The 18,357-nt window shown below is 68.6% G+C and carries 25 protein-coding genes and 3 pseudogenes; 17 read left to right on the top strand and 11 right to left on the bottom strand.

Annotated elements, in window-relative coordinates; genetic code table 11:
• Positions 1 to 173: 173 nt before the first annotated feature.
• From Nocox_RS02315 to cpt, 6 genes are read left to right on the top strand one after another with little or no spacing between them, the layout of a single operon-like run.
• Entirely contained in the window at positions 174 to 578 is a 405-nt protein-coding gene (locus Nocox_RS02315) for a YbaB/EbfC family nucleoid-associated protein (protein ID WP_020542695.1), read from the top strand.
• The gene (locus Nocox_RS02310) at positions 571 to 918 is read left to right on the top strand and encodes a hypothetical protein (protein WP_020542694.1); all 348 of its coding nucleotides are present in this window, start codon (positions 571 to 573) and stop codon (positions 916 to 918) included. The genes Nocox_RS02315 and Nocox_RS02310 overlap by 8 nt, the downstream gene beginning before the upstream one ends.
• Positions 919 to 945: 27 nt before the next feature.
• Positions 946 to 3,093: an ADP-ribosyltransferase gene (locus Nocox_RS02305; RefSeq protein ID WP_157382978.1), complete on the top strand. Its 2,148-nt coding sequence runs from the start codon at positions 946 to 948 to the stop codon at positions 3,091 to 3,093.
• A gap of 16 nt (positions 3,094 to 3,109) precedes the next feature.
• The gene (locus Nocox_RS02300) at positions 3,110 to 3,481 is read left to right on the top strand and encodes a hypothetical protein (protein ID WP_020542692.1); all 372 of its coding nucleotides are present in this window, start codon (positions 3,110 to 3,112) and stop codon (positions 3,479 to 3,481) included.
• A 42-nt stretch (positions 3,482 to 3,523) separates the two neighbouring features.
• Positions 3,524 to 4,204 carry an NADPH-dependent F420 reductase gene (locus Nocox_RS02295; RefSeq protein WP_020542691.1) on the top strand — a complete coding sequence of 227 codons (681 nt, stop codon included), beginning with the start codon at positions 3,524 to 3,526 and terminating at the stop codon, positions 4,202 to 4,204.
• A gap of 27 nt (positions 4,205 to 4,231) precedes the next feature.
• Entirely contained in the window at positions 4,232 to 4,765 is a 534-nt protein-coding gene (cpt, locus tag Nocox_RS02290) for a chloramphenicol phosphotransferase CPT (protein WP_033408712.1), read from the top strand.
• A 15-nt stretch (positions 4,766 to 4,780) separates the two neighbouring features.
• On the opposite strand, the gene Nocox_RS02285 is transcribed toward cpt, so the two are convergent.
• A complete protein-coding gene (locus Nocox_RS02285) occupies positions 4,781 to 5,158 on the bottom strand; it encodes a glyoxalase superfamily protein (RefSeq protein ID WP_020542689.1) in 378 nt (125 codons plus the stop codon).
• A gap of 134 nt (positions 5,159 to 5,292) precedes the next feature.
• Between Nocox_RS02285 and Nocox_RS02280 the strand changes: the two genes are divergently transcribed.
• The 4 genes from Nocox_RS02280 (at position 5,293) to Nocox_RS02265 (ending at position 7,265) form a co-directional block, all read left to right on the top strand.
• Complete coding sequence (locus Nocox_RS02280; RefSeq protein WP_020542688.1) at positions 5,293 to 5,823, top strand: helix-turn-helix domain-containing protein; 531 nt, start codon at positions 5,293 to 5,295, stop codon at positions 5,821 to 5,823.
• 112 nt (positions 5,824 to 5,935) lie between these two features.
• A complete protein-coding gene (locus Nocox_RS02275) occupies positions 5,936 to 6,271 on the top strand; it encodes an ArsR/SmtB family transcription factor (protein WP_020542687.1) in 336 nt (111 codons plus the stop codon).
• The gene (locus tag Nocox_RS02270; RefSeq protein WP_020542686.1) at positions 6,268 to 6,738 is read left to right on the top strand and encodes an SRPBCC family protein; all 471 of its coding nucleotides are present in this window, start codon (positions 6,268 to 6,270) and stop codon (positions 6,736 to 6,738) included. Before Nocox_RS02275 ends, Nocox_RS02270 begins: the two co-directional genes overlap by 4 nt.
• Positions 6,735 to 7,265 (top strand): DUF6069 family protein, encoded by a 531-nt coding sequence (locus Nocox_RS02265; RefSeq protein WP_020542685.1) that lies wholly within the window; start codon positions 6,735 to 6,737, stop codon positions 7,263 to 7,265. Before Nocox_RS02270 ends, Nocox_RS02265 begins: the two co-directional genes overlap by 4 nt.
• Positions 7,266 to 7,398: 133 nt before the next feature.
• On the opposite strand, the gene Nocox_RS02260 is transcribed toward Nocox_RS02265, so the two are convergent.
• Positions 7,399 to 7,632 carry a hypothetical protein gene (locus tag Nocox_RS02260; protein ID WP_157382977.1) on the bottom strand — a complete coding sequence of 78 codons (234 nt, stop codon included), beginning with the start codon at positions 7,630 to 7,632 and terminating at the stop codon, positions 7,399 to 7,401.
• 87 nt (positions 7,633 to 7,719) lie between these two features.
• On the opposite strand from Nocox_RS02260, the pseudogene Nocox_RS44080 reads away from it, so the two are divergent.
• Positions 7,720 to 7,824: pseudogene (locus Nocox_RS44080) on the top strand (MerR family DNA-binding transcriptional regulator); the annotation flags it as partial.
• 6 nt (positions 7,825 to 7,830) lie between these two features.
• On the opposite strand, the gene Nocox_RS42745 reads toward Nocox_RS44080, so the two are convergent.
• Positions 7,831 to 8,007 carry a hypothetical protein gene (locus tag Nocox_RS42745; protein WP_246649728.1) on the bottom strand — a complete coding sequence of 59 codons (177 nt, stop codon included), beginning with the start codon at positions 8,005 to 8,007 and terminating at the stop codon, positions 7,831 to 7,833.
• A 158-nt stretch (positions 8,008 to 8,165) separates the two neighbouring features.
• Between Nocox_RS42745 and Nocox_RS02250 the strand changes: the two genes are divergently transcribed.
• Both Nocox_RS02250 and Nocox_RS02245 read left to right on the top strand, forming a co-directional pair.
• Positions 8,166 to 8,771, top strand: coding sequence for a DUF1707 SHOCT-like domain-containing protein (locus Nocox_RS02250; protein WP_020542684.1), 606 nt, complete (start codon positions 8,166 to 8,168; stop codon positions 8,769 to 8,771).
• Positions 8,772 to 8,822: 51 nt separating this feature from the next.
• Entirely contained in the window at positions 8,823 to 9,926 is a 1,104-nt protein-coding gene (locus Nocox_RS02245; protein ID WP_033408711.1) for a protein kinase family protein, read from the top strand.
• On the opposite strand, the gene Nocox_RS02240 is transcribed toward Nocox_RS02245, so the two are convergent.
• The 6 genes and pseudogenes from Nocox_RS02240 to Nocox_RS42735 all read right to left on the bottom strand — a co-directional run.
• Positions 9,886 to 10,425: a GNAT family N-acetyltransferase gene (locus tag Nocox_RS02240; protein ID WP_026214235.1), complete on the bottom strand. Its 540-nt coding sequence runs from the start codon at positions 10,423 to 10,425 to the stop codon at positions 9,886 to 9,888. The two genes, Nocox_RS02245 and Nocox_RS02240, sit on opposite strands and share 41 nt — an antisense overlap.
• Positions 10,426 to 10,863: 438 nt before the next feature.
• Entirely contained in the window at positions 10,864 to 11,244 is a 381-nt protein-coding gene (locus Nocox_RS02235; protein WP_246649727.1) for a hypothetical protein, read from the bottom strand.
• Positions 11,245 to 11,417: 173 nt separating this feature from the next.
• Positions 11,418 to 11,624, bottom strand: coding sequence for a hypothetical protein (locus Nocox_RS02230; RefSeq protein ID WP_157382976.1), 207 nt, complete (start codon positions 11,622 to 11,624; stop codon positions 11,418 to 11,420).
• Between the two features lie 198 nt (positions 11,625 to 11,822).
• Positions 11,823 to 12,341, bottom strand: a complete 519-nt coding sequence (locus Nocox_RS02225) for a type II toxin-antitoxin system RelE family toxin (protein WP_020542679.1) — start codon at positions 12,339 to 12,341, stop codon at positions 11,823 to 11,825.
• Between the two features lie 3 nt (positions 12,342 to 12,344).
• Complete coding sequence (locus Nocox_RS02220) at positions 12,345 to 12,653, bottom strand: type II toxin-antitoxin system Phd/YefM family antitoxin (protein ID WP_026214233.1); 309 nt, start codon at positions 12,651 to 12,653, stop codon at positions 12,345 to 12,347.
• Between the two features lie 63 nt (positions 12,654 to 12,716).
• Positions 12,717 to 12,809 (bottom strand): annotated as a pseudogene (locus Nocox_RS42735) (peptide-methionine (S)-S-oxide reductase MsrA); the annotation flags it as partial.
• A 122-nt stretch (positions 12,810 to 12,931) separates the two neighbouring features.
• On the opposite strand from Nocox_RS42735, the gene Nocox_RS02215 reads away from it, so the two are divergent.
• The 3 genes and pseudogenes from Nocox_RS02215 to Nocox_RS02205 all read left to right on the top strand — a co-directional run bounded on the left by Nocox_RS02215 (position 12,932) and on the right by Nocox_RS02205 (position 15,535).
• Complete coding sequence (locus Nocox_RS02215; RefSeq protein WP_020542677.1) at positions 12,932 to 14,050, top strand: helix-turn-helix domain-containing protein; 1,119 nt, start codon at positions 12,932 to 12,934, stop codon at positions 14,048 to 14,050.
• Between the two features lie 5 nt (positions 14,051 to 14,055).
• The gene (locus tag Nocox_RS02210) at positions 14,056 to 14,616 is read left to right on the top strand and encodes a PIN domain-containing protein (protein ID WP_020542676.1); all 561 of its coding nucleotides are present in this window, start codon (positions 14,056 to 14,058) and stop codon (positions 14,614 to 14,616) included.
• Between the two features lie 137 nt (positions 14,617 to 14,753).
• Positions 14,754 to 15,535: pseudogene (locus Nocox_RS02205) on the top strand (transposase family protein).
• 105 nt (positions 15,536 to 15,640) lie between these two features.
• Here the strand turns inward: Nocox_RS02205 and msrA are convergent.
• Positions 15,641 to 16,303, bottom strand: coding sequence for a peptide-methionine (S)-S-oxide reductase MsrA (gene msrA / locus Nocox_RS02200; RefSeq protein WP_020542673.1), 663 nt, complete (start codon positions 16,301 to 16,303; stop codon positions 15,641 to 15,643).
• Positions 16,304 to 16,460: 157 nt separating this feature from the next.
• Here msrA and rarD point away from each other — a divergent pair, with 157 nt between their 5' ends.
• Complete coding sequence (gene rarD, locus Nocox_RS02195; protein ID WP_033408705.1) at positions 16,461 to 17,399, top strand: EamA family transporter RarD; 939 nt, start codon at positions 16,461 to 16,463, stop codon at positions 17,397 to 17,399.
• Here the strand turns inward: rarD and Nocox_RS02190 are convergent.
• A complete protein-coding gene (locus tag Nocox_RS02190) occupies positions 17,361 to 18,350 on the bottom strand; it encodes a polyprenyl synthetase family protein (RefSeq protein ID WP_085996002.1) in 990 nt (329 codons plus the stop codon). The genes rarD and Nocox_RS02190 overlap by 39 nt on opposite strands.
• Between the last annotated feature and the right edge of the window lie 7 nt (positions 18,351 to 18,357).

Below are 18,357 nucleotides of genomic sequence, written 5' to 3'. Positions count from 1 at the left end.
CGCCCTCGCCCCCGGCGCCGCCACCACGACCTTCGGTTTCCAGGCCACCCGCCCGAACGGCGACACCGCCTATCCCTCCGGCTACGCCTGCGCCTGACAGAGGGACACACCAACCTATATCGTCCCCGTTACGGCAGTGAAAAAAGGGCACGTCCGAGGGGGAAGGTACCTGGTTGAACGAGGAGTTCCGGCTGAACATCGAGGCGCTGGCCAAGGAGTACAACCGGCAGGCCGCCCAACTGCGTGAGGCGTACGGGAAGCTGTCCGAGCTGGCCGTGACCGCCGAGTCCCGCGACCGGATGGTGAGCGTGACCGTGGGGCCCCGTGGCCAGGTCCAGAACATCAGGCTCGACCCCCGGGTGTACCGCAAGCTGTCGCCCTCGGAGCTCGCCAGGGCCATCATGGAGCAGATCGGCGCGGCCACCGGCCGGGTGGCCGGCCAGACCAAGGAGCTCATGGCGCCGTTCATGCCGGAGGGCATCCCTCTGGAGGACGTCTTCGGCGAGGGGGCGAGCATCGAGTCCTTCCTGCCCCAGCCGGTCAAGCCGCCGCAGGAAGGGGAGAAGAAGCGTGGGTAGCCCGCCCCAGCACGGCTACCACGCCGTCTTCAGCGGCCTGCGGTCCCGCTCCGCACGGGCCGACTACACCGTCGACCTGCTTCACGACCTGCGTGAGCGACTGTCCAGGACCTTCACCGTGGAGGGCAACCCCCTGGGGCGGGACCAGTACGGCGAGGCGCTGGCCAAGGAGCGCTACAAGATCGAGGACGCGGTCTTCAACGCCTTCTGGGCCCACATCGATGAGATGGAGCGCCTCCGCGACGGGCTGCGCGGCAACGCGCGGAACTACGAGGACGCCGAGGACCACGGGAACCCCGGTGACGCCGGCGACGATCCCGCGAACCCCGAGGGCTGGTGAGCCTCGTTGGGTTTCGACGGTTTCCTCGTGCCTGACTGGGCGAAGCCGTACGTCGGCTTCGCCGTCGGCACCGACTGGCCGGAAGGCGACGAGGACGGCTGCTTCCGGATCGCAGACGCCTGCGCGCTCACCGCCCAGGCCATCCTGAACGAGGAGACCTCCCAGTTCTTCACCCGGCCGGGGGACGACTGGGACGGCGACGCGCTCAAGGAGTACGTCGAGCGGGTCCAGTACGTGTCCGACCCGACGCTCAAGGAGCTCATCGAGCAGCTCGTCTCGGCCGCGCTCTACTACAACAACCTCGGCATCCAGGTCCAGTACACGAAACGGATGATCGAGGTCTCCGTCTGGTTCATGATCGTCCAGATCGGCTGGCTGCTGGCGGCCGCGACGGGACCCTGGGGAGCGATGTCGCTCGCCTCGATCGGAGCCCGCGTCCAGCTCACCCGGCTGGCCATCGCCCAGCTCGCCAGGCGATTACTCATCAACATCGGCCTGTTCGCCGGCCTGATGGCCGGTATGGACGTGGCGGTGCAGGCGTCCCAGTCGCGGCGCGACCACCTCGACTGGGAGCAGGTCCTGAAGTCGGGCGGCACGGGAGCCCTTCTGGGCACGTTCCTGACGGGTTTCACCGGGCTCCTGCCCGCTCGGTCGCTGCTGGGCCTGATGTACAGGTCGGGTTACGCCAGCTTGAGCACGGACCTGACCATGCAGCTCGCGAGCGGGCAGTTCAACTCGGAGAGGCTCTTCAAGAGCTTCACCTCGGGCCTGGTGGGCGGCGCCGACGCCCACTGGGCGAGCTGGAGCCCGTTCGCGCCCGGCCGGCCCGGCACGGGCTCGACCGCGCACGCCGACCGCACCACGTTCTCCGGCTCCAAGCCCCGCACCGTGCGCGATCAGCCGCCCGGCCCGTTCCGCATCCTCGACAATCCCGGCAGGTCGGGCGACGGTTACGTGGACGGCGGCCTCTGGGGCAGGTACGGCGCCGCGGGCGTCCTCATCCGCAGCACCGACCAGCTGGAGCCGCGCTACCTGCTCATGCGGCAGAGCCAGAACGTCTCCAACGCCGGCAAGTGGCAGCTGCCCGGCGGCGCCCTGGAAAGCCTCGAAAGGCCGGTGAACGGCGCCGCCCGCGAGCTCAGCGAGGAGCTGGGCGTCGACCAGAGCTACCTCGACAAGCTCCAGCTCAAGGGCGAGCACACCGTGGAGGTCGGAGGGAACGGCTGGAAGTACACCAACCTGGCCGCCGACGGGCCGACGTTCACGCCGAAGCTCGACACCTTCGAGGCCAGCGCCGCCCGGTGGTTCACCCTGCCGGAGATCGCCCGGATGGCGAACGGCGATCAGTTGCACCCCGCCCTGGCCAAGGCCCTGCCGGACATCCTGGACCTGTACCACGACGCGCCCGCCACCCCACCGCCCAAGGACCACTACGTGGCGACGGGGACGGAACGCCGGCTCAAGCCGCCCGTGGACTTCTCCACCTACTCGGGGCTGTCCACCGAAGGGCCGAGGCCGTCGCTGGAGCAGACCATCCGCCGCACCGAGTCCGGCCTCTACTACAGCGCGCCGGCCGCGCACATCCCCCGGGACGCGCCCTTCGGCGCCCGCCTCGTCGACACGTCGTTCGGGGAGACGGTCTGGCAGCCCGTGCTCAGGGACATGACGGAGGCAGAGCGGGAGGCGGCCCGCCACTACTCCGCCAGCGGATACCGGGAGATGAACGGCTACCTGCGCAGAGGTGACGACATCTTCCACCGCTACGCGCCGAACGAGATCGAGGGGAGCAGGCGACGGATCACACGGCAGATCGAGCTGCTCAGCGACGTCCTGCGCCGCCAGCCCGTCCCGGAGACGATCGACGTGTTCCGGGCGGTGGATCTCACGAAGGACCTGTTCACGGTGCCCATCCAGGAGCTTCCCGGAACCGTGCAACGCGACCCGGGCTTCTTCTCGACGAACCTCGGCAAGCACGTGGTGTTCGGGCGGAACGTCGAACTGCACCTGCGCGTGCCGCCCGGCACCCCGGCCTTCTACCTGAATCCCATCAGCTCGCTGAACGAGAACGAGCTCCTGCTGGGCGCCGGCGTATCGTGGTTCGCCGAGGACGTGCGACGGGTGAACGGCACGTGGCACGTCTACGGCTGGGTGCTGCCTGAGGACCCCGGGCCCTGACGGAGGAGGGTGAACGATGTCGTTGAAGGACGAGCCCGCGTTCCGGACGGTCTGGGCCCCCGACTCCTATCCACGCACGACGGCCTCCCCCGTCCGCTACGTGCCGGTCGTCAAGGACGACGTCGTCATCGGCTACCTGTGGGCCGCGACCACCGACGACGCCGCCCAGTACGTGCCCCGCGAGCAGGCCGGAGACCCGGCCCTGGACGCCGCCGTGGCCTGGACGCGGCGCCTGCGCTGGGCGAAGGCCAACGGCGTCACCCCGCTCGCGGCCCTGCGGCACTGGGCGGGCGGGCCCGAGGACGAGCGGGCGGGCCAGGTGCCGGCGGGCCGGCCCTCCGAGCTGCCGTCCCTGGCCGCGCTGGAGGAGCTCGCCGCCGCCGGATGACGCTCCGGGAATGCCGGGGCGTCTCCCGGTGATAGAGCAACCATGACGACTATCGCTCTCATCGGCAGCGGACACATCGGCGGCACCGTCGCCCGGCTCGCCGTCGCGGCCGGTTACGACGTGGTGCTCAGCAATTCGCGAGGTCCCGAGACGTTGCGGGACCTCGTCGGGGAGCTCGGCCCGAAGGCGCGGGCGGCCACGGCGGCGGAGGCCGCGGCGGCCGGCGACCTGGTGGTGGTGAGCGTCCCGCTGAAGGCGTACCGCGAGGTGCCGGTGGAGCCGCTCGCCGGCAAGACCGTACTCGACACCAACAACTACTACCCGGAGCGCGACGGGCGGTTCCCCGAGCTCGACGACGACTCGGCCACGTCGAGCGAGCTGCTCCAGCGGCACCTGCCGGAGTCGCGGGTGGTCAAGGTCTTCAACAACATCTTCTTCCGGCACCTCGCGGCGCTGGCCAGGCCCGCCGGCGCCGCCGACCGCAGCGCCCTGCCCATCGCGGGTGACGACGCGGCGGCCAAGGAGGAGGCGGCCGCGTTCCTCGACGCGATCGGCTACGACGTGGTGGACGCGGGGCCCCTGGCGGAAGGCCGGCGGTTCCAGCCGGGCACGCCCGTCTACGGCGACCCGTACGCGGGTGGCGCCGCGAACTTCTGGGAGTCGCCGGGTGTGCCGGCCCCCGCCGAGGCCGTCAGGTCCGGGCTGGCCGCCGCCGGCCGCTGAGGCGCCCGCAGCCCGTACGATGGCGCGATGACCACTCAGGTGATCGTTCTCAACGGCGGCTCCAGCTCGGGCAAGACCTCGATCGCCCGGTCCCTGCAGGAGGTCCTGCCGGACCCGTGGCTCGCCTTCTCGGTCGACACCATGGTCGAGGCGCTGCCGCCCTCCCTGCGGGACTCCGACGCGGGCCTCGACTACGCCCCCGACGGCAGCGTGGTCGTCGGGCCCGAGTTCAAGATCCTCGACGGCGCGTGGACGGCGGGCATCGCGGCGATGGCGCGCGCCGGCGCCCGCGTCGTGGTGGACGACGTGTTCATCGGCGGCCCGGACTCCCAGGAGCGGTGGCGGCAGGCCCTCGCCGGGCTGGGCGTGCTGTGGGTCGGCGTACGCTGCGACCCCGCGGTGGCCGCGGAGCGCGAGGCGGCGCGCGGCGACCGCCCCGCGGGCATGGCCGCGTCCCAGGCGACGACGGTCCACCAGGGCGTGTCGTACGACGTGGAGATCGACACCTCCCTGGCGGGACCGCTCGACTGCGCCCGCGCCATCGCCGCCCACGTCACATGACCCGGCGATCCGGCCTCAGAGCCGCTGGGTCAGGTTGATCAGGTTGCCGTCAGGATCGGTGACGTGGGCGACCCGCTGACCCCACGGCATGTCGTCGGCGGGGCCGCGCACCCTCCCGCCGGCCTTCTCGACCAACGGCAGCAGCGCGTCCACGTCGTCGACGAACACGGCCACGACGACCCGGCCCGGCGGGGCCTCGGCCCCCGGCCCGTAGGCGACCAGCCCCAGGCCGGCGCCGCCCATCCGGAGCTCCACGGAGAACGGCCCGTCGTCGCCGGGCACCCGCATGTGCTCCTCCGCGCCGAACACCTCGACGTAGAAGGACCGCGACCGCTCCAGGTCGGCGGTGCAGAGGATCGGCTGGATGGCGTACGTGCTCGACTGAGTGCTCATGCCCTCTTGGACCGATTTCCGGCCCCGAACTCATCGCTCGCGCGCGCCTCAGCGTTCGTCGAGGATCCAGGCCGTCGGGGTCAGCTCACACTGGTACCAGTCCCCGGAGTGCCCTTCCGCCTCGGCAGCTCGGGATGTTCCTCCGTTCCCGGCGCGCGAGGACCACGCCGCAGGACCTCGGGCTGGAACCCGGCCCGAGGCGGAAGGTCGAGGGGCTGCGACGCGAAGAGGTCGCGGCCCTGGCCGGGCTGAGCACCGACTACTACCAGCGCCTGGAACAGGGCAGGAACGCACGCCCCTCCGACGCCGTGCTGAACGCCATCGCCGACGTGCTCGCCCTGGACGAGGTGGAACGACGCCACCTGACGAGGCTGGCGCAACTGGCCCGGGGACCACGGCCGCCGGCCGGCCGCACGGCGGACCGGGTGCCGAGGAACGCGAGGCTGCTGCTGGCGGCGATCGACCTGCCGGCGTTCGTGGCCACCCGGCACCTCGACCTGCTCGCCTGGAACGACCTGGCCGCGGCGCTGCTCGGCGATCCCGGCGAGCGGCCCCCGGACCGGCGCAACGTGCTCCTCACGCTGTTCGACGAGGAGTTCCACACGTCGGCGACATCGCCGTTGAATGGGACGCCTACCCGCTCCAGCCGCCCCCGGGACCGCTGATGGTCGTCTTCACCCCGAAGCCCGGGTACGAGGAACGCCTGCGCCTCCTGTAAGCCGTCACCTCTCGCACCGCTCATTGAACCTTTTGGTTCAGTGAGCTACAGTGAACCATATGGTTCAGCAAGAGGTCCTTGACCGGACGTTCGCCGCCCTGGCGGACGCGACGCGACGACAGATCCTCATCCGCCTCGGCCAGGGTCCCGCCTCGATCGGCGAGCTGGCCGAACCGTTCGACATGTCGCTGACCGGCATGAAGAAGCACGTGCACGTCCTGGAGAACGCCGGGCTGGTCACCACGGAGAAGGTCGGACGATCACGGCAGTGCCGCCTGGGCGCCGAACGACTGGAGGACGCCATGTCCTGGATCAGGTTCTACCAACGGCTCTGGGAACGCCGGCTCGACGGCCTCGACGCCTACTTCACCCTCAGGAAGGAAGACGACCGATGACCCAGAACACCGAAACCGCCGAGCTCCGCATGAGCCGCGTCCTGCCCGCGACCCCCGAAGAGGTCTTCGACGCCTACACCGACGCCGAGAAGCAGAAGATCTGGTTCAGCATCCTCGACGAGGAGCCCGGCATCGTGGAGATCGAGGTGGACCTGCGCGTCGGAGGCCGGCAGACCGCCGTGTGGGGGCCGAACGCCGAAACCCTGTTCCGCGAGACGCAGACCTTCCTGGTCATCGACCGCCCGCGCCGCCTGGTCACCGAGTCCACCGGCACCAGCCCCGACGGCATGACCATGACGACCACGATCGAGGTCACCTTCGACGAGCACACCGACGGGACCCTCCTCACCGTGGTGCAGGCCGGATTCCCGGCGCCCGAGCTGCGCGACTTCTTCGTACGGGAGGTCTGGGCCGGCGCGTTCGAGCGGATCGAGACGTACCTGCGCGGCGAGCGGCGGCAGCCGTGACACGGGGACCGGGCAGCGCGGAGAGCCGCACGAACGCCCCCAGGACCGCCCCCGACCGGCCACCGCCCGCCCCTGCCGCACGCGGCCACGCCATCCCCGCCGTCACCGTGGCCGCCACCGTGGCCGTCACCGTGGCCGCCGCCCTGATCCTCAACCTCGCCATCTACGGCCTCGGACGCGCCGCCGGCGGCGACTTCCTGTTCACCGCCGCCGGCCGGCCCGCCGAGGTCGACGCGCTCACCGTCGCAGGCTTCACCGTCCTGCCGCTGCTGGTGGGGATGACGATGGTGGCGGCACTCGCCCGCGTCTGGCGATGGGTGGTGCCCGCAGCGCTGGTCATCGCCCCGGCGCTCGCCCTCGGAACCGTCCCCCTCATGACCCTTCCCGCCGATCTCGACACCACCAGCAAGCTCGCGCTGGCGCTGTGCCATGTCGCGCTCGTACCGGTGACCGTCACCGGCCTGCTGAGACTCCGCCGGCCCCGCCCCGAACGACCCACCCCCAGCCCATCCACCGGGCAACCCTGACCCGACGACCGCAACCCGGCGGCACCCTCCCGAGCCGGCCCGGAACCGAAGGCGGCCGGCAGGCCCCAGCCGGGTCAGTCAGAAGGGCGCGCCCGGCTCCGCAGGTACCGCCGGCCCAGCGCCCCGTACCAGATCATGATGGACAGGTGGAGGGCGTACCCGAGCTGTTCCAGCCCAGCACGTCGAAGGCCGGCTCGGTCAGATGCAGTCCGGACCGCTCCGCCACCGCGGCCGGCGCGGCGGCAGGGTCGGCCGGATTCAGGGTCAACCCCGATGGCACCGCGATGGCCGTACCGGCGATCATGGCCACCAACGAGGTCACCAGCAGGACACCGGCAAGCCGGGTACGAGGGTTCGCATCGGTCATGGGCGGTGACGCCAGGACCTTGCCGCAGGGACAAAGTCAACCTGCCGGGGAGGAGCCACGGTGTGGCGGATCGGTCAACTGGCGCGGATGGTCGGCGTGTCCGAACGCACCCTGCGCCATTACGACAAGATCGGGCTGCTGGCTCCCGCCGCGGTGGACCTGTCCACCGGCTATCGCTGGTACGGCGCGGCCGAGCTGTCACGGCTGGAACGCATCCGCGGCCTGCAACGGCTCGGCCTGCCCCTGCGCCGCCACCGCGGCCCATGCCGAGGACCACCTCGCCACGCCGATGTCGATCCTGCCCCGGCAGACCGCGCTGCGGTCACGCCGCCTGCGCGTACGCCGGCTGCGTCTCGACCATCCATCCGAGCTCACGGATGGCAGGCCACCGGGCCGCCCGTCTTGGCGTCGGTGGCCGGTGGCAGCGCTGCGCCTCACCCCGTAATGTGCTGCTCAGCCGGACTTCTTCGACCGGCCTCCCGCAGATCAGGCGTCACCCCCAACCGAGACAAACGAGTACTATCGTGAGTGATATGGAAAACCGCCCCTCGCCCAGGGACCCTCAGCTGTCCCATCTCCGCGCCTCGGACAGCAACAGGGAGCAGTTCGCCGCCGTGCTCGGCGAAGCGATGAGCACCGGCCAGCTGAGCCACGAGGAGTACTCCGAACGCCTGGACAAGCTCTACCAGGCCAAAACCGTGGGAGAACTCCAGCTCCTCACCCACGACCTCCAGATCGACCAGCGCCACCCGGTGACCCCGAACCTCGTCTCAGGCGCGCCTGCCACGGAGTCCTCGCCCGAGAACGTCATCGCCGTCTTCGGCGGCAGCGAGCGCAAGGGCCGCTGGCGCGTCCGGCGCAGGACCGCGGCGTTCGCCCTGTTCGGTGGCGTCCGATTCGACATGACCAACGCCGAGTTCGAGGCGAGGGAGGTCGAGATCAGGGTCACCGCGATCTTCGGCGGGGCCGAGATCATCGTGCCCGAGGGGATGGAGGTGCGCAGCGAGGGCGTCGGGATCTTCGGCGGCTTCGACGTACACGGCAGCGCGGACGTCGATCCGTCGGCGCCGGTGCTCGTGGTGAAGGGCCTGGCGCTGTTCGGCGGGGTGACCGGCAAGCCACAACGGCCCAAGCGCTGAGGACGACGCCGTGGCCGCGCTCCGCGGTCGTCATCGGCCACTGAAGTGATCATGATGACGGACACGCGGCTGACCACCTATCGCGACGTTTCCACCGCCCTGGCCCGCCACGACGACCACGCACTGGCCGAGCTGCTGCAGCGTGAGGCCGTGCCCCTCGGCACCGGCATCGGCGGGACGTCCGCGCGGCTCGAGGTCGGCGGCACCCCGGTCTTCGTCAAACGGGTCCCCCTCACCGAGCCCGAGCTCCGCCACCCGCGCTCGACGGCCAACCTGTTCGGGCTGCCGCCCTTCTGCCAGTACGGCATCGGCTCCCCCGGCTTCGGCGCCTGGCGCGAACTGGCCGCGCACACGATGACCACCGAGTGGGTGCTGACCAGCCGGTCCCCCGGCTTCCCGCTGCTGTACCACTGGCGGGCGCTGCCCGACGCCGAGCCGGCCCCGCTGTACGGACCGCTGGCCGACATCGATCGGGCGGTCACCTTCTGGGAGGGCGCGCCCGGCGTACGCCGCCGCCTCGAAGCGCTGGCGGAGGCGCCGGCGAGCCTGACGCTCTTCCTGGAGCACTTCCCGTACAACCTGGACCAGTGGCTGGACGAGCAGGTACGCGCGGGCGACGCCGACCGCGCGTGCACCCTGGCGGACCAGCGGCTGCGTGAGGCCGTGTCCTTCATGAACGCGAACGGCCTCCTGCACTTCGACGCGCATTTCAAGAACGTCCTCACCGACGGGCGCGGCCTCTACCTGACCGACTTCGGGCAGGCCGTGTCGCCCCGGTTCGACCTGTCGGAGGAGGAACGGGCCTTCTATCGCCGGCACCTCACCTTCGACCGCACCTACACGCTGACGTACATGGTGAACTGGCTGGCCGGCACCTTCCACGGCGCCGACTGGCCGGGACGTCGCGAACTGGTGCGGGAATGGGCGGCGGGAGCACGGCCGACCGGCGTGCCCGGCGGGGTCGCGGCCCTGCTGTCGCGGCACAGCCCGCTGGCCACCGTGCTGAACGACTTCTACCACGCTCAGCAGAGCGAGAGCAAGAAGACGCCGTACCCGCTGGAGGAGATCCGCCAGGTCGCCGCACGGCACGCCCTGACGACCTCAGTGGAGAACGTCAGCTCCTCGCACCACGGACGATGCGATACAGCACGTTAGGACGCAGCGGCCCTTCGGGCTCGGTGGGGTCGTCGAAGTCGTCGGCCGGGTCCCGGGTCATGCCGATCCGGCGCATCACCGCCTGGGAACGAAGGTTGGTGGCCGTCGTGACGGCGAGGATCTCGGGAAGCTCAAGAGCGTCGAATCCGTGGGCCAGGACGGCCAGCGCGGCCTCGGTGGCATAGCCCCGGCCCCAGGCCGAGCGGGCGAGCCGCCACCCGATCTCCACTCCGGTGAACGGCATGTGCTCGTCCACGTCATCCAAGCCCGCGAAGCCGACGAACTCGCCCGTGGCCTCCACCTCGACCGCCCACCACCCGTAGCCTCGCTGGTCGAACTCGGCCTGGAACCGCGCCACGGAGGCGTCGCTCTGCTCGCGGGTCAGCAGGTCGCCCAAGTGCTCCCGGACCTCGGGATCGGCGTTCATCGCCGCCCACGGTTCAAGGTCGGATGCACGCCATCGGCGCAGGATGAGGCGATCGGTACGCAGTTCAGCCATGCTGCCGAGCCAACCTGACCGCCGTGCCCGGGGCAATCACTTTTCTTCCGCTTCCTCGGCGTGACCCGCGCGTCCCGAAGGCGGCCCGGCCGACAAGCAGCAGGCGGCCGTGCTCGGTGCCGTGCCCCGGGCAGGCGACACCTGTCCCGCCAAGGCAGCAGTAGCGCACGCGTCCGCCGCTGGTGACCTCGAACTCCCACTGCTCCAGCTCCTTGCCGTTGTGACGATGAGTCGCAAGGTCACCACGTAGACGATGTTGCCGATCATGACCCGCGCTGATGCGAGGATCAATCCGCAGACTTTCGAAGCATCGCCGTGTATTGGATAAGGCGTGTCGGCACAGCTCATCCCAACCCCGCACAGCCTCGCTGGTACCGAATCGAACATCCCATTCGTCATCAGGAGGCGGCACCGTCACCCGGTCTCCACGCTTCGGGCTCACGCGGAGACCTGTACCGGCCCGAAGTCACCGCTCGTGGCCTTACGAGCCTCGGCGTATTGCGCAGGATCTGCCTTGATTCTGGCAGTGGCCCGCCAGCCCGCTATGACCTCTTGGGTAGTGGCATCGACATCCAGCTCGGCCGCATCGGAGAGCGCCTCAACCAGTTCCAAGGTGAAGGCGCGAAGCTCATCGGGGGAAAGGTGACGCACCCAGGGAAAGACGTCCGGCATCGCCAGAACCAGCGCGCGCGCAGTGGGATCATGCTTGATCAGGGCAAGGAACAGCCGGGACGCAGTTGCCAGCGTCCGATCGCGCTCCTCCTCACGGTCTGCCGCAGTCAGATAGAAATCGGCAGCGTCACGATGGGTTACACGCACACGCCCTAGGCGTACCGCACGCTCTGCGACGGCCCGGGGGTTCCTGGACAGATCAGAGAACGTGACGGGGACCAGCAACGGACCAGGGTGAGTCCTCAGCAAGCGCGCGCATACCTCGTGATGCTTGTCTCCGTGGTTGAGCGCCGCAACCAATGGGCCTGTGTCAAGGACGATCACAGGCAGTGATTGTCCTCCGACTTCAAGATCTCTTCGCTGCGTTCGGCAAAATCCGGCTCAGCCGCCAGCAGACCGATGAATGGCAGGTCACGGACGGCTGGCGGCTCATCGAGCTGATCTTTGACCAAGCGCAGCAGAGGCGCGACCTTCTCCTCGGGGAGCCGGTCCACCAGGTGATGAAGTTCCTCGCGCATCACGCTCATGACGTCATTGCATAGACAAGGCTTTCCAGGAAGCCGGGACACATCTTGTCGACATCTCAGCGATGCGCTCAGGTCTCGCCGGAGGTCAGGCCGACAGGGCAGGCGACGCCCGTACCGCCGATGCCGCAGTACCCATTGGGCACTTTGTACAAATTTTGCTGGTGGTAGCGCTTCGCTTCAGGCAATAAGTTGTGCAGCCTAACGGGGCTTCGACCGGTACTCAGCCCACAGATCGACGGCCTCTTGGAGATCAAGAGCGGCAACATCCTCGCGAGCCATCCCCACTGTGTGGATCAGCCGGTCCGCGAGCCAATCTGGAACCGGTTCTCTAGGGGGCGCTTTCTCCACCCGAATGTGATCGGCAAGCGTGCCAAGACGCTCGATCACCTGGCCGAGTTGGACAATCTCCGGACGGTCGGCCCCCGCCTCGCGAACCCTCGCCGTCGCCTCAGCGTAGACTTCCGCGTCGGCTCGCTCACCGACGGCCCACACTTCACAGATCTCCACCGACTTGTCCTCGGTGATGCGGTAGACAACACGCCAGGTGTTGCGACCGACCACAAGCTTCCGGAAACCGGTCAGTTCCCCGCTGAGCGGGTAGCCGGCCTCGGGATTCTCCAGCAGGAGAAGGATCTTCTTGAGTACCTTGGGCACCGCATCTGGGCCGATGCGCCGGAGGTCATCAACCGCTGGCGCAGTGAAGACGACGTCGGACACGAATCACTCGTCGTCCGGGATGACGGCCAGAGACTCGCGAGTATGCCCGAAAGCGGCGAGCACCTCATCGAGCGAGACCCGCTCGCCCGTGTCCGTGACCGACCGGGCAAGCACAAGCGCCAGATCACGCAGATCAGCCGCCGCTTCCTCAAGCTCATGGAGCCGACGAATACTCACCACGGCCGCCACTGGCTGATGCCGACGGGTGACCACCAGATCGGTCCCCTGCTCCGCATCAGCCACCAGGCGGGCAACGCCTCGCTGGGCCGCCTCTGTGACGGTCAGCTCAGTAGGGTCGTGCAGAACAGTCATGCATCGACTGTACATGTTTCTGTATAGAATCGCAGCCCCCCGCCCAAGCATCGCCTCACGCGCGTCACCGGACGTCAGGCCCACTGGACAAGCGACTCCGGTCCCGCCGACGCCGCAGTACCCATTGGGAACTTTAAAAAGATATTGCTGGTGGTAGTGCTTCACCTCAGGCAACAGAATGATCAGACTGCAAGATTCGTGACTTGACAGCATCTTGGCGACCCACATAGGAGGACACGCTTGCAGGCCGAAGCCATGCATGTTCTATAATCGCACACATGGATGCGGAGGAGCAGAACCAGCTGGGCAGCCGCATCGCGGACGCACGCCGACGAACAGGCCTCACTCAGGCAGAGCTGGCAGTAACGATCTCCCTCGACAGGTCTGCGCTTGCAAAGATCGAGAACGGCTCCCGTCGCGTGTCCGCCTTGGAGCTTTCCCGAATCGCCGACGCAGTCGGTGAGAGGGTCGAATGGTTCTTCGACCAGACACCTGAAGCGATCATCTCACACCGTAATCTTCAGGATCCTGGGGCTGTGAGCCCTGCGATCGACAGACTGATTGAGCTGGCCGCCAGAAACGTTGAGTTCGTCACCTCTCGCACAGTTAAGGCATGGCCGAAGAGCCGAGTGCTTGATCGCCCTAGTTCTGCGAGCGACGCCGAGGACGCCGCCGCAGAAGCGCGCAAGCTGATCGGCTTGGCCCCTGCAAAACCTGCACTCAGCCTTTCCACGGAAGTAGCCAAACTCGGTCTCTTCACCTTCTCCTTCGACATGGGCGCCGACGCCGCCGATGCGGCCTCCATTCTCCTCGAGGAGGGCGGGGTGGCGATTGTCAACGGGAGCCTTCGTGTAGGCAGACGGCGGCTCGCCTTGGCGCACGAGTTGGGTCACTACCTGTTCGCAGACGAGTACAACATCGACTGGCGCATCTCGGAGCATCAGAACGACGACGTTTGGGAGGCCCGACTCGATCGCTTCGGGCGGGCGCTGCTGCTGCCACAACATGGCCTGAAGGCGGACTTGTCTTGCCTGAAGGCGGAAGGGAGCGATCTCCGGACCACTGCCATCAAGCTGGCCAGTGGTTACCAGGTAGACATGTCCACGCTGGCACGCCGGCTGGTGGAATTGGAACTCATAGACCAGAAGGACGCAGGCTTCATTCGCTCTGTCCGCACGACGAAGGCCGACATCATCGAGCACAACCTCGTCGTGCCACAGGAGCTCGAAGCACCCCACCTGCCGGATCCGTACGTCAAGGGAATCCTTACGCTCTACCGGAATGCGGTCGTGTCTGCGGCGCGGGCCACTGACCTCCTCTTTGACACGTGGAGCGAAGACGACTTGCCTGAGGTGCCACAGTTGCCAGAGAGTTCCATCTGGAAGTTCGTCTCGTAGGCGCCATGAGCGATATCGAGACGCTGGTCTTCGACACGGGGCCTTTGAGCCATTTCGCGATCAACAACTGGCTGGGGGTCCTGAAGGCAGTCGTGGGCGACCGCAGGGCATTGATACCTGATGTGGTCGTGGCTGAGCTCAAGGTCGGTGCCGCTCGGGATACCCGAATCGCGGCTGCTTTGGATGCCTCCTGGGTGGAGCAATACGAGCTTCGCTCGTTGGACGAGACAAAGGCGTACGCCCATTTCGCCCGGTTATTGGTGCGCGGCGAGCGGAACCGAGGGGAAGCCGGTGTACTTGCCCTCGCCCAAACTTTGGACGCTACCGCAGTAGTAGACGACCGTGCCGCACGAAAAGCCGCAGAGGATCACGGGATCCAGCTCTCCCCTACCCTCGCCCTACTCTGCTCCTCGATTAGGAGTGGCTTGCTCACTGCCCCCCTTGTTGCCGAGCTTGCAGATGATCTCCTAAGCAGCGAGTATCACCTCCCCTTCAGGCCAGGAGACTTCATAGCCTGGGCGGCGGACAATGGCCTCATCCCCGAGGACCAGCCTAGTAACGTATAGCACGTCAGACCCGTGAGGCTTTTCCAACCTGATCGCGCTGGTCAGCAGGGCGCGGCGCCGGGAGGGGTTGGCATGAGAAGAGGCTCCCGGTAAGACAGCAGTCGGCCAAGATCCGATGCCTCTACCGGAGAGCCTCGTTGCTGTCATACCCTGCCGCGATTCCGCTGTCCAATCGCACCCTGATCCGCCTGGCCGAGCTGATCCACGGCCGGCGTTCCGAGCGCCGCTGCCGATGGCGGCGCCTGGACCCATCCCGGCAAGCCCTGCTGGTCCTGGCCCACCTGCGCAACGGTGACACCTACGCGCGGCTGGCCGCCGACTTCCACGTCGGCACCAGCACCGCCTGGCGCTACGCCCGCGAGGCGACCGACCTGCTCGCCCTGCTCGCCGACGACGTCCACGCCGCCGTCTTACGCGCCGGCCGCCTGGCCTGCACCATCCTGGACGGCACCCTGATCCCGATCGACCGGCTGGCCGACGAACGGCCCTACTACTCCGGCAAATACCAACGCCACGGCGTCAACGTGCAGGTCCTGGCCGATCCAGCCGGCCGGCTGATGTGGGCCTCACCCGCGCTGCCCGGTGCCACGCACGACCTGACCGCCGCCGCGCCACCGGCCTGATCGACGCGCTGACCGCCGCAAGGGTGAGGATCTTCGCCGACAAGGCATATCAAGGCGCGGGCGGCAGCATCCGCACCCCGTTCAAAGGCCATCGGCTGCGGCCTCCGCTGTCGCGCCATCAGCGCTCGGTCAACCGCGCCCACGCTCGCATCCGCGCCTGCGGGGAACGGCCCGTCGCCACCCTGAAGACCTGGAAGGTCTTGACTCGGCTGCGCTGTTGCCCGCACCGCGCCACAGCGATCGTGCAGGCCATCCTCGTCCTGCAGCTCATCGAAGAAGGCCGCTACTCAGGATGAAAAGCGCTCCGTCTTCGAAGCATCAGCGCATCCGCCGAGCATCACCTTGCTCGGCGATGCAAGCCACCGGCTGGAACACAGTACATAGCCCCGCCTTACGCGCCTTCAGGCGTCGCCGGAGGTCAGGCCCACCGGACAGGCCACGCCCGTGCCGCCGATCCCGCAGTACCCATTGGGCACTTTGTACAAGTATTGCTGGTGATAGTCCTCCGCGTAGTAGAACGGGCCGGCTTCGGCCAGTTCGGTGGTGATGTCGCCGTAGCCGGCCGCGCTCAGCACCTCCTGGTACGCCTCCCGCGAAGCCTCCGCCGCCTTGCGCTGCTCGGGTGAGTGGTAGTAGATGGCGGAGCGGTATTGGGTGCCGACGTCGTTGCCCTGGCGCATGCCCTGGGTGGGGTCGTGGGCCTCCCAGAAGATCTTCAGGAGCTCCTCGTACGAGATCCGGGCGGGGTCGTAGACGACGCGGACGGCCTCGGTGTGGCCGGTGAGGCCGGAGCAGACCTCTTCGTACGTCGGGTTGGGGGTGTAGCCGCCCTGGTAGCCGACGGCCGTGGTGACGACTCCGGGGGTCTGCCAGAACTTGCGCTCGGCGCCCCAGAAGCAGCCCAGGCCGAAGTCGGCCACCTCCAGCTCCTCGGGGTACGGCGGGGCCAGCGGGGCGTCCAGGACCGCGTGGCGGGGTGCCACGGGCATCCGCTCCGGGCGGCCCGGCAGGGCGTCCTCCGGCCGGACCATCGATGTCTTGTTGCCGCCGAACAGCCAGCCCATCGCGCTACCTCCAGCTCGCGTCCTCGGGTCAGCCTACCTGGGCCGCCTCGGCGGGCCGGGTGGGCTTCATCTCTCGCAACGTTTTAGGAGATCTACACATTTCCACTTAGAGGATGAAATTTGTGGTTAAAGGTGGTAACGGGCGAAGATAGATTTCATGCCTGACTCTCGGCGCGGTGTGCTGTACGGGATCGCCGCCTACACCATGTGGGGCCTCTTCCCCCTCTACTGGCCTCTCCTCAAGCCCTCCGGCGCCGTGGAGATCCTCGCCCACCGGATGGTGTGGTCGCTCGTGTCCGTTCTCGCGGTGCTCGCCGTACGCCGCCACTGGTCCTGGTTCAGGGAGCTGGCCCGCCAGCCGCGCAAGCTCATCCTGCTCACGCTGGCCGCGATCACGGTCACGATCAACTGGGGCACCTACATCTACGCCGTCAACAGCGGCCACGTCGTGGAGACCGCGCTCGGCTACTTCATCAACCCCCTCGTCAGCGTGCTGTTCGGGGTGGTGCTGCTGCGCGAGCGGCTGCGTCCGCTGCAGTGGGTGGCGGTCGGGTTCGGGGCTCTGGCGGTGGTGGTGCTGACGTTCGACTACGGCCGGCTGCCGTGGGTGGCGCTGGTGCTGGCCGTCAGCTTCGGCATCTACGGGCTGCTGAAGAAGAAGGCGAACGTGGAGGCCACCGAGAGCCTGGCGATCGAGACGCTGGTGCTGCTGCTGCCGGCGCTCGGCTATCTGGCCTTCCTTCAGGCGAGCGGCGGGTCGACGTTCCCGGGGCAGGGGCTGGGGCACGCGGCGCTGCTGGTCGGGGCCGGGCTCATCACGGCGGTGCCGCTGATCTGCTTCGGCGCGGCGGCGATCAGGGTGCCGCTCAGCACGATCGGGCTGCTGCAGTACATCGCGCCGATCCTGCAGTTCGCCTGCGGGGTGCTGATCGCCAAGGAGGTCATGCCGTCCAGCCGGTGGATCGGGTTCTCGATCGTGTGGCTGGCCCTGGCGATCTTCACGTACGACAGCCTGAGGACGGCCCGTCAGGCCGCCCGGGTGCGCAGGGACGCGGCCTCAGCCGGAACGCCGGACCACGTAGTCGCACAGAGCTAGGAACGCCTCGCGGGCCGGGATGTCCGGCAGACCGGAGATGTCGGCCCGCGCCCGGTTCACCCACGCCTCCAGCTCCTCACGCGAGCGTGTCATGGCGGGGTGGGCGCGCAGCAGCTCCAGTGCCTCCTCCACGTCCTCCTCGGCCACGGGGCCGGACAGCAGGGCGGTCAGGCGCGGGGAGTCGCCGGCGGCCAGCGCGTAGAGGACAGGGAGGGTCTTGATGCCCTCGCGGAGGTCGGTGCCCGGGGTCTTGCCCGACTGGGCGCCGGAGGAGGCGACGTCCAGCAGGTCGTCGCCGAGCTGCCAGGCCACGCCGATCGCCTCGCAGGCGCGGCTCAGCCGCTCCTCCACGTCGGCGGGGGCGCCGGACAGCAGCGCGCCGAACCGGCCGGAGGCGGCGATGAGGGAGCCGGTCTTGTCGGCGAGGACGTCGAGGTAGTGCGTGACCGGGTCCTCGCCGTCGCGCGGGCCCACGGTCTCGCGGATCTGGCCGCGGACCAGGCGGGAGAACGTCTGGGCCTGGATGCGGATCAGCTCGGGGCCGAGGTCCGCGAGCAGGTCGCTGGCCTGGGCGAAAAGGTAGTCGCCGGTGAGGATCGCCACGGTGTTGTCCCACCGGGCGTTCGCCGACGGCGAGCCCCGGCGCACGGGGGCCTCGTCCATGACGTCGTCGTGGTAGAGCGAGCCGAGGTGGGTCAGCTCGATGACGACCGCGCCGGGCACCACACCCGGCGCGGACGGGTCGCCGAACTGGGCGGCCAGCAACACCATCAACGTACGGAACCGCTTGCCACCCGCCTCGATGAGGTGCTTGGACGCCTCCGTGACGAAGGCGTCCTCGCTCTCCACCGACGAGCGCAGGAGTTTCTCGACCGCGGCCAGTCCGTTGGCCACGTCCTGCGCCAACCGCTCGTCCTCAATGGGAAGGTCAACCACGGGTGGCGCAGACATAGAGATT

Source organism: Nonomuraea coxensis DSM 45129, from assembly GCF_019397265.1.
Taxonomy (GTDB): Bacteria; Actinomycetota; Actinomycetes; order Streptosporangiales; family Streptosporangiaceae; genus Nonomuraea; species Nonomuraea coxensis.
The sequence above is the reverse complement of the archived record's forward strand: the minus strand, read 5'-3'. Positions and strand labels throughout refer to the sequence as shown.

Excerpts from the sequence above, each read along its gene's own strand:
- rarD (WP_033408705.1), top strand. The coding sequence starts at position 16,461 with ATGCCTGACTCTCGGCGCGGTGTGCTGTACGGGATCGCCGCCTACACC.
- Nocox_RS02190 (WP_085996002.1), bottom strand. The coding sequence starts at position 18,350 with ATGTCTGCGCCACCCGTGGTTGACCTTCCCATTGAGGACGAGCGGTTG.
- Nocox_RS02220 (WP_026214233.1), bottom strand. The coding sequence starts at position 12,653 with ATGACTGTTCTGCACGACCCTACTGAGCTGACCGTCACAGAGGCGGCC.
- Nocox_RS02280 (WP_020542688.1), top strand. The coding sequence starts at position 5,293 with ATGTTCCTCCGTTCCCGGCGCGCGAGGACCACGCCGCAGGACCTCGGG.
- msrA (WP_020542673.1), bottom strand. The coding sequence starts at position 16,303 with ATGGGCTGGCTGTTCGGCGGCAACAAGACATCGATGGTCCGGCCGGAG.
- Nocox_RS02215 (WP_020542677.1), top strand. The coding sequence starts at position 12,932 with ATGGATGCGGAGGAGCAGAACCAGCTGGGCAGCCGCATCGCGGACGCA.
- Nocox_RS02210 (WP_020542676.1), top strand. The coding sequence starts at position 14,056 with ATGAGCGATATCGAGACGCTGGTCTTCGACACGGGGCCTTTGAGCCAT.
- Nocox_RS02295 (WP_020542691.1), top strand. The coding sequence starts at position 3,524 with ATGACGACTATCGCTCTCATCGGCAGCGGACACATCGGCGGCACCGTC.
- Nocox_RS02240 (WP_026214235.1), bottom strand. The coding sequence starts at position 10,425 with ATGGCTGAACTGCGTACCGATCGCCTCATCCTGCGCCGATGGCGTGCA.
- Nocox_RS02250 (WP_020542684.1), top strand. The coding sequence starts at position 8,166 with ATGGAAAACCGCCCCTCGCCCAGGGACCCTCAGCTGTCCCATCTCCGC.
- Nocox_RS02260 (WP_157382977.1), bottom strand. The coding sequence starts at position 7,632 with ATGACCGATGCGAACCCTCGTACCCGGCTTGCCGGTGTCCTGCTGGTG.
- Nocox_RS02285 (WP_020542689.1), bottom strand. The coding sequence starts at position 5,158 with ATGAGCACTCAGTCGAGCACGTACGCCATCCAGCCGATCCTCTGCACC.
- Nocox_RS02230 (WP_157382976.1), bottom strand. The coding sequence starts at position 11,624 with ATGAGCGTGATGCGCGAGGAACTTCATCACCTGGTGGACCGGCTCCCC.
- Nocox_RS02270 (WP_020542686.1), top strand. The coding sequence starts at position 6,268 with ATGACCCAGAACACCGAAACCGCCGAGCTCCGCATGAGCCGCGTCCTG.
- Nocox_RS02245 (WP_033408711.1), top strand. The coding sequence starts at position 8,823 with ATGATGACGGACACGCGGCTGACCACCTATCGCGACGTTTCCACCGCC.
- cpt (WP_033408712.1), top strand. The coding sequence starts at position 4,232 with ATGACCACTCAGGTGATCGTTCTCAACGGCGGCTCCAGCTCGGGCAAG.
- Nocox_RS02300 (WP_020542692.1), top strand. The coding sequence starts at position 3,110 with ATGTCGTTGAAGGACGAGCCCGCGTTCCGGACGGTCTGGGCCCCCGAC.
- Nocox_RS02275 (WP_020542687.1), top strand. The coding sequence starts at position 5,936 with ATGGTTCAGCAAGAGGTCCTTGACCGGACGTTCGCCGCCCTGGCGGAC.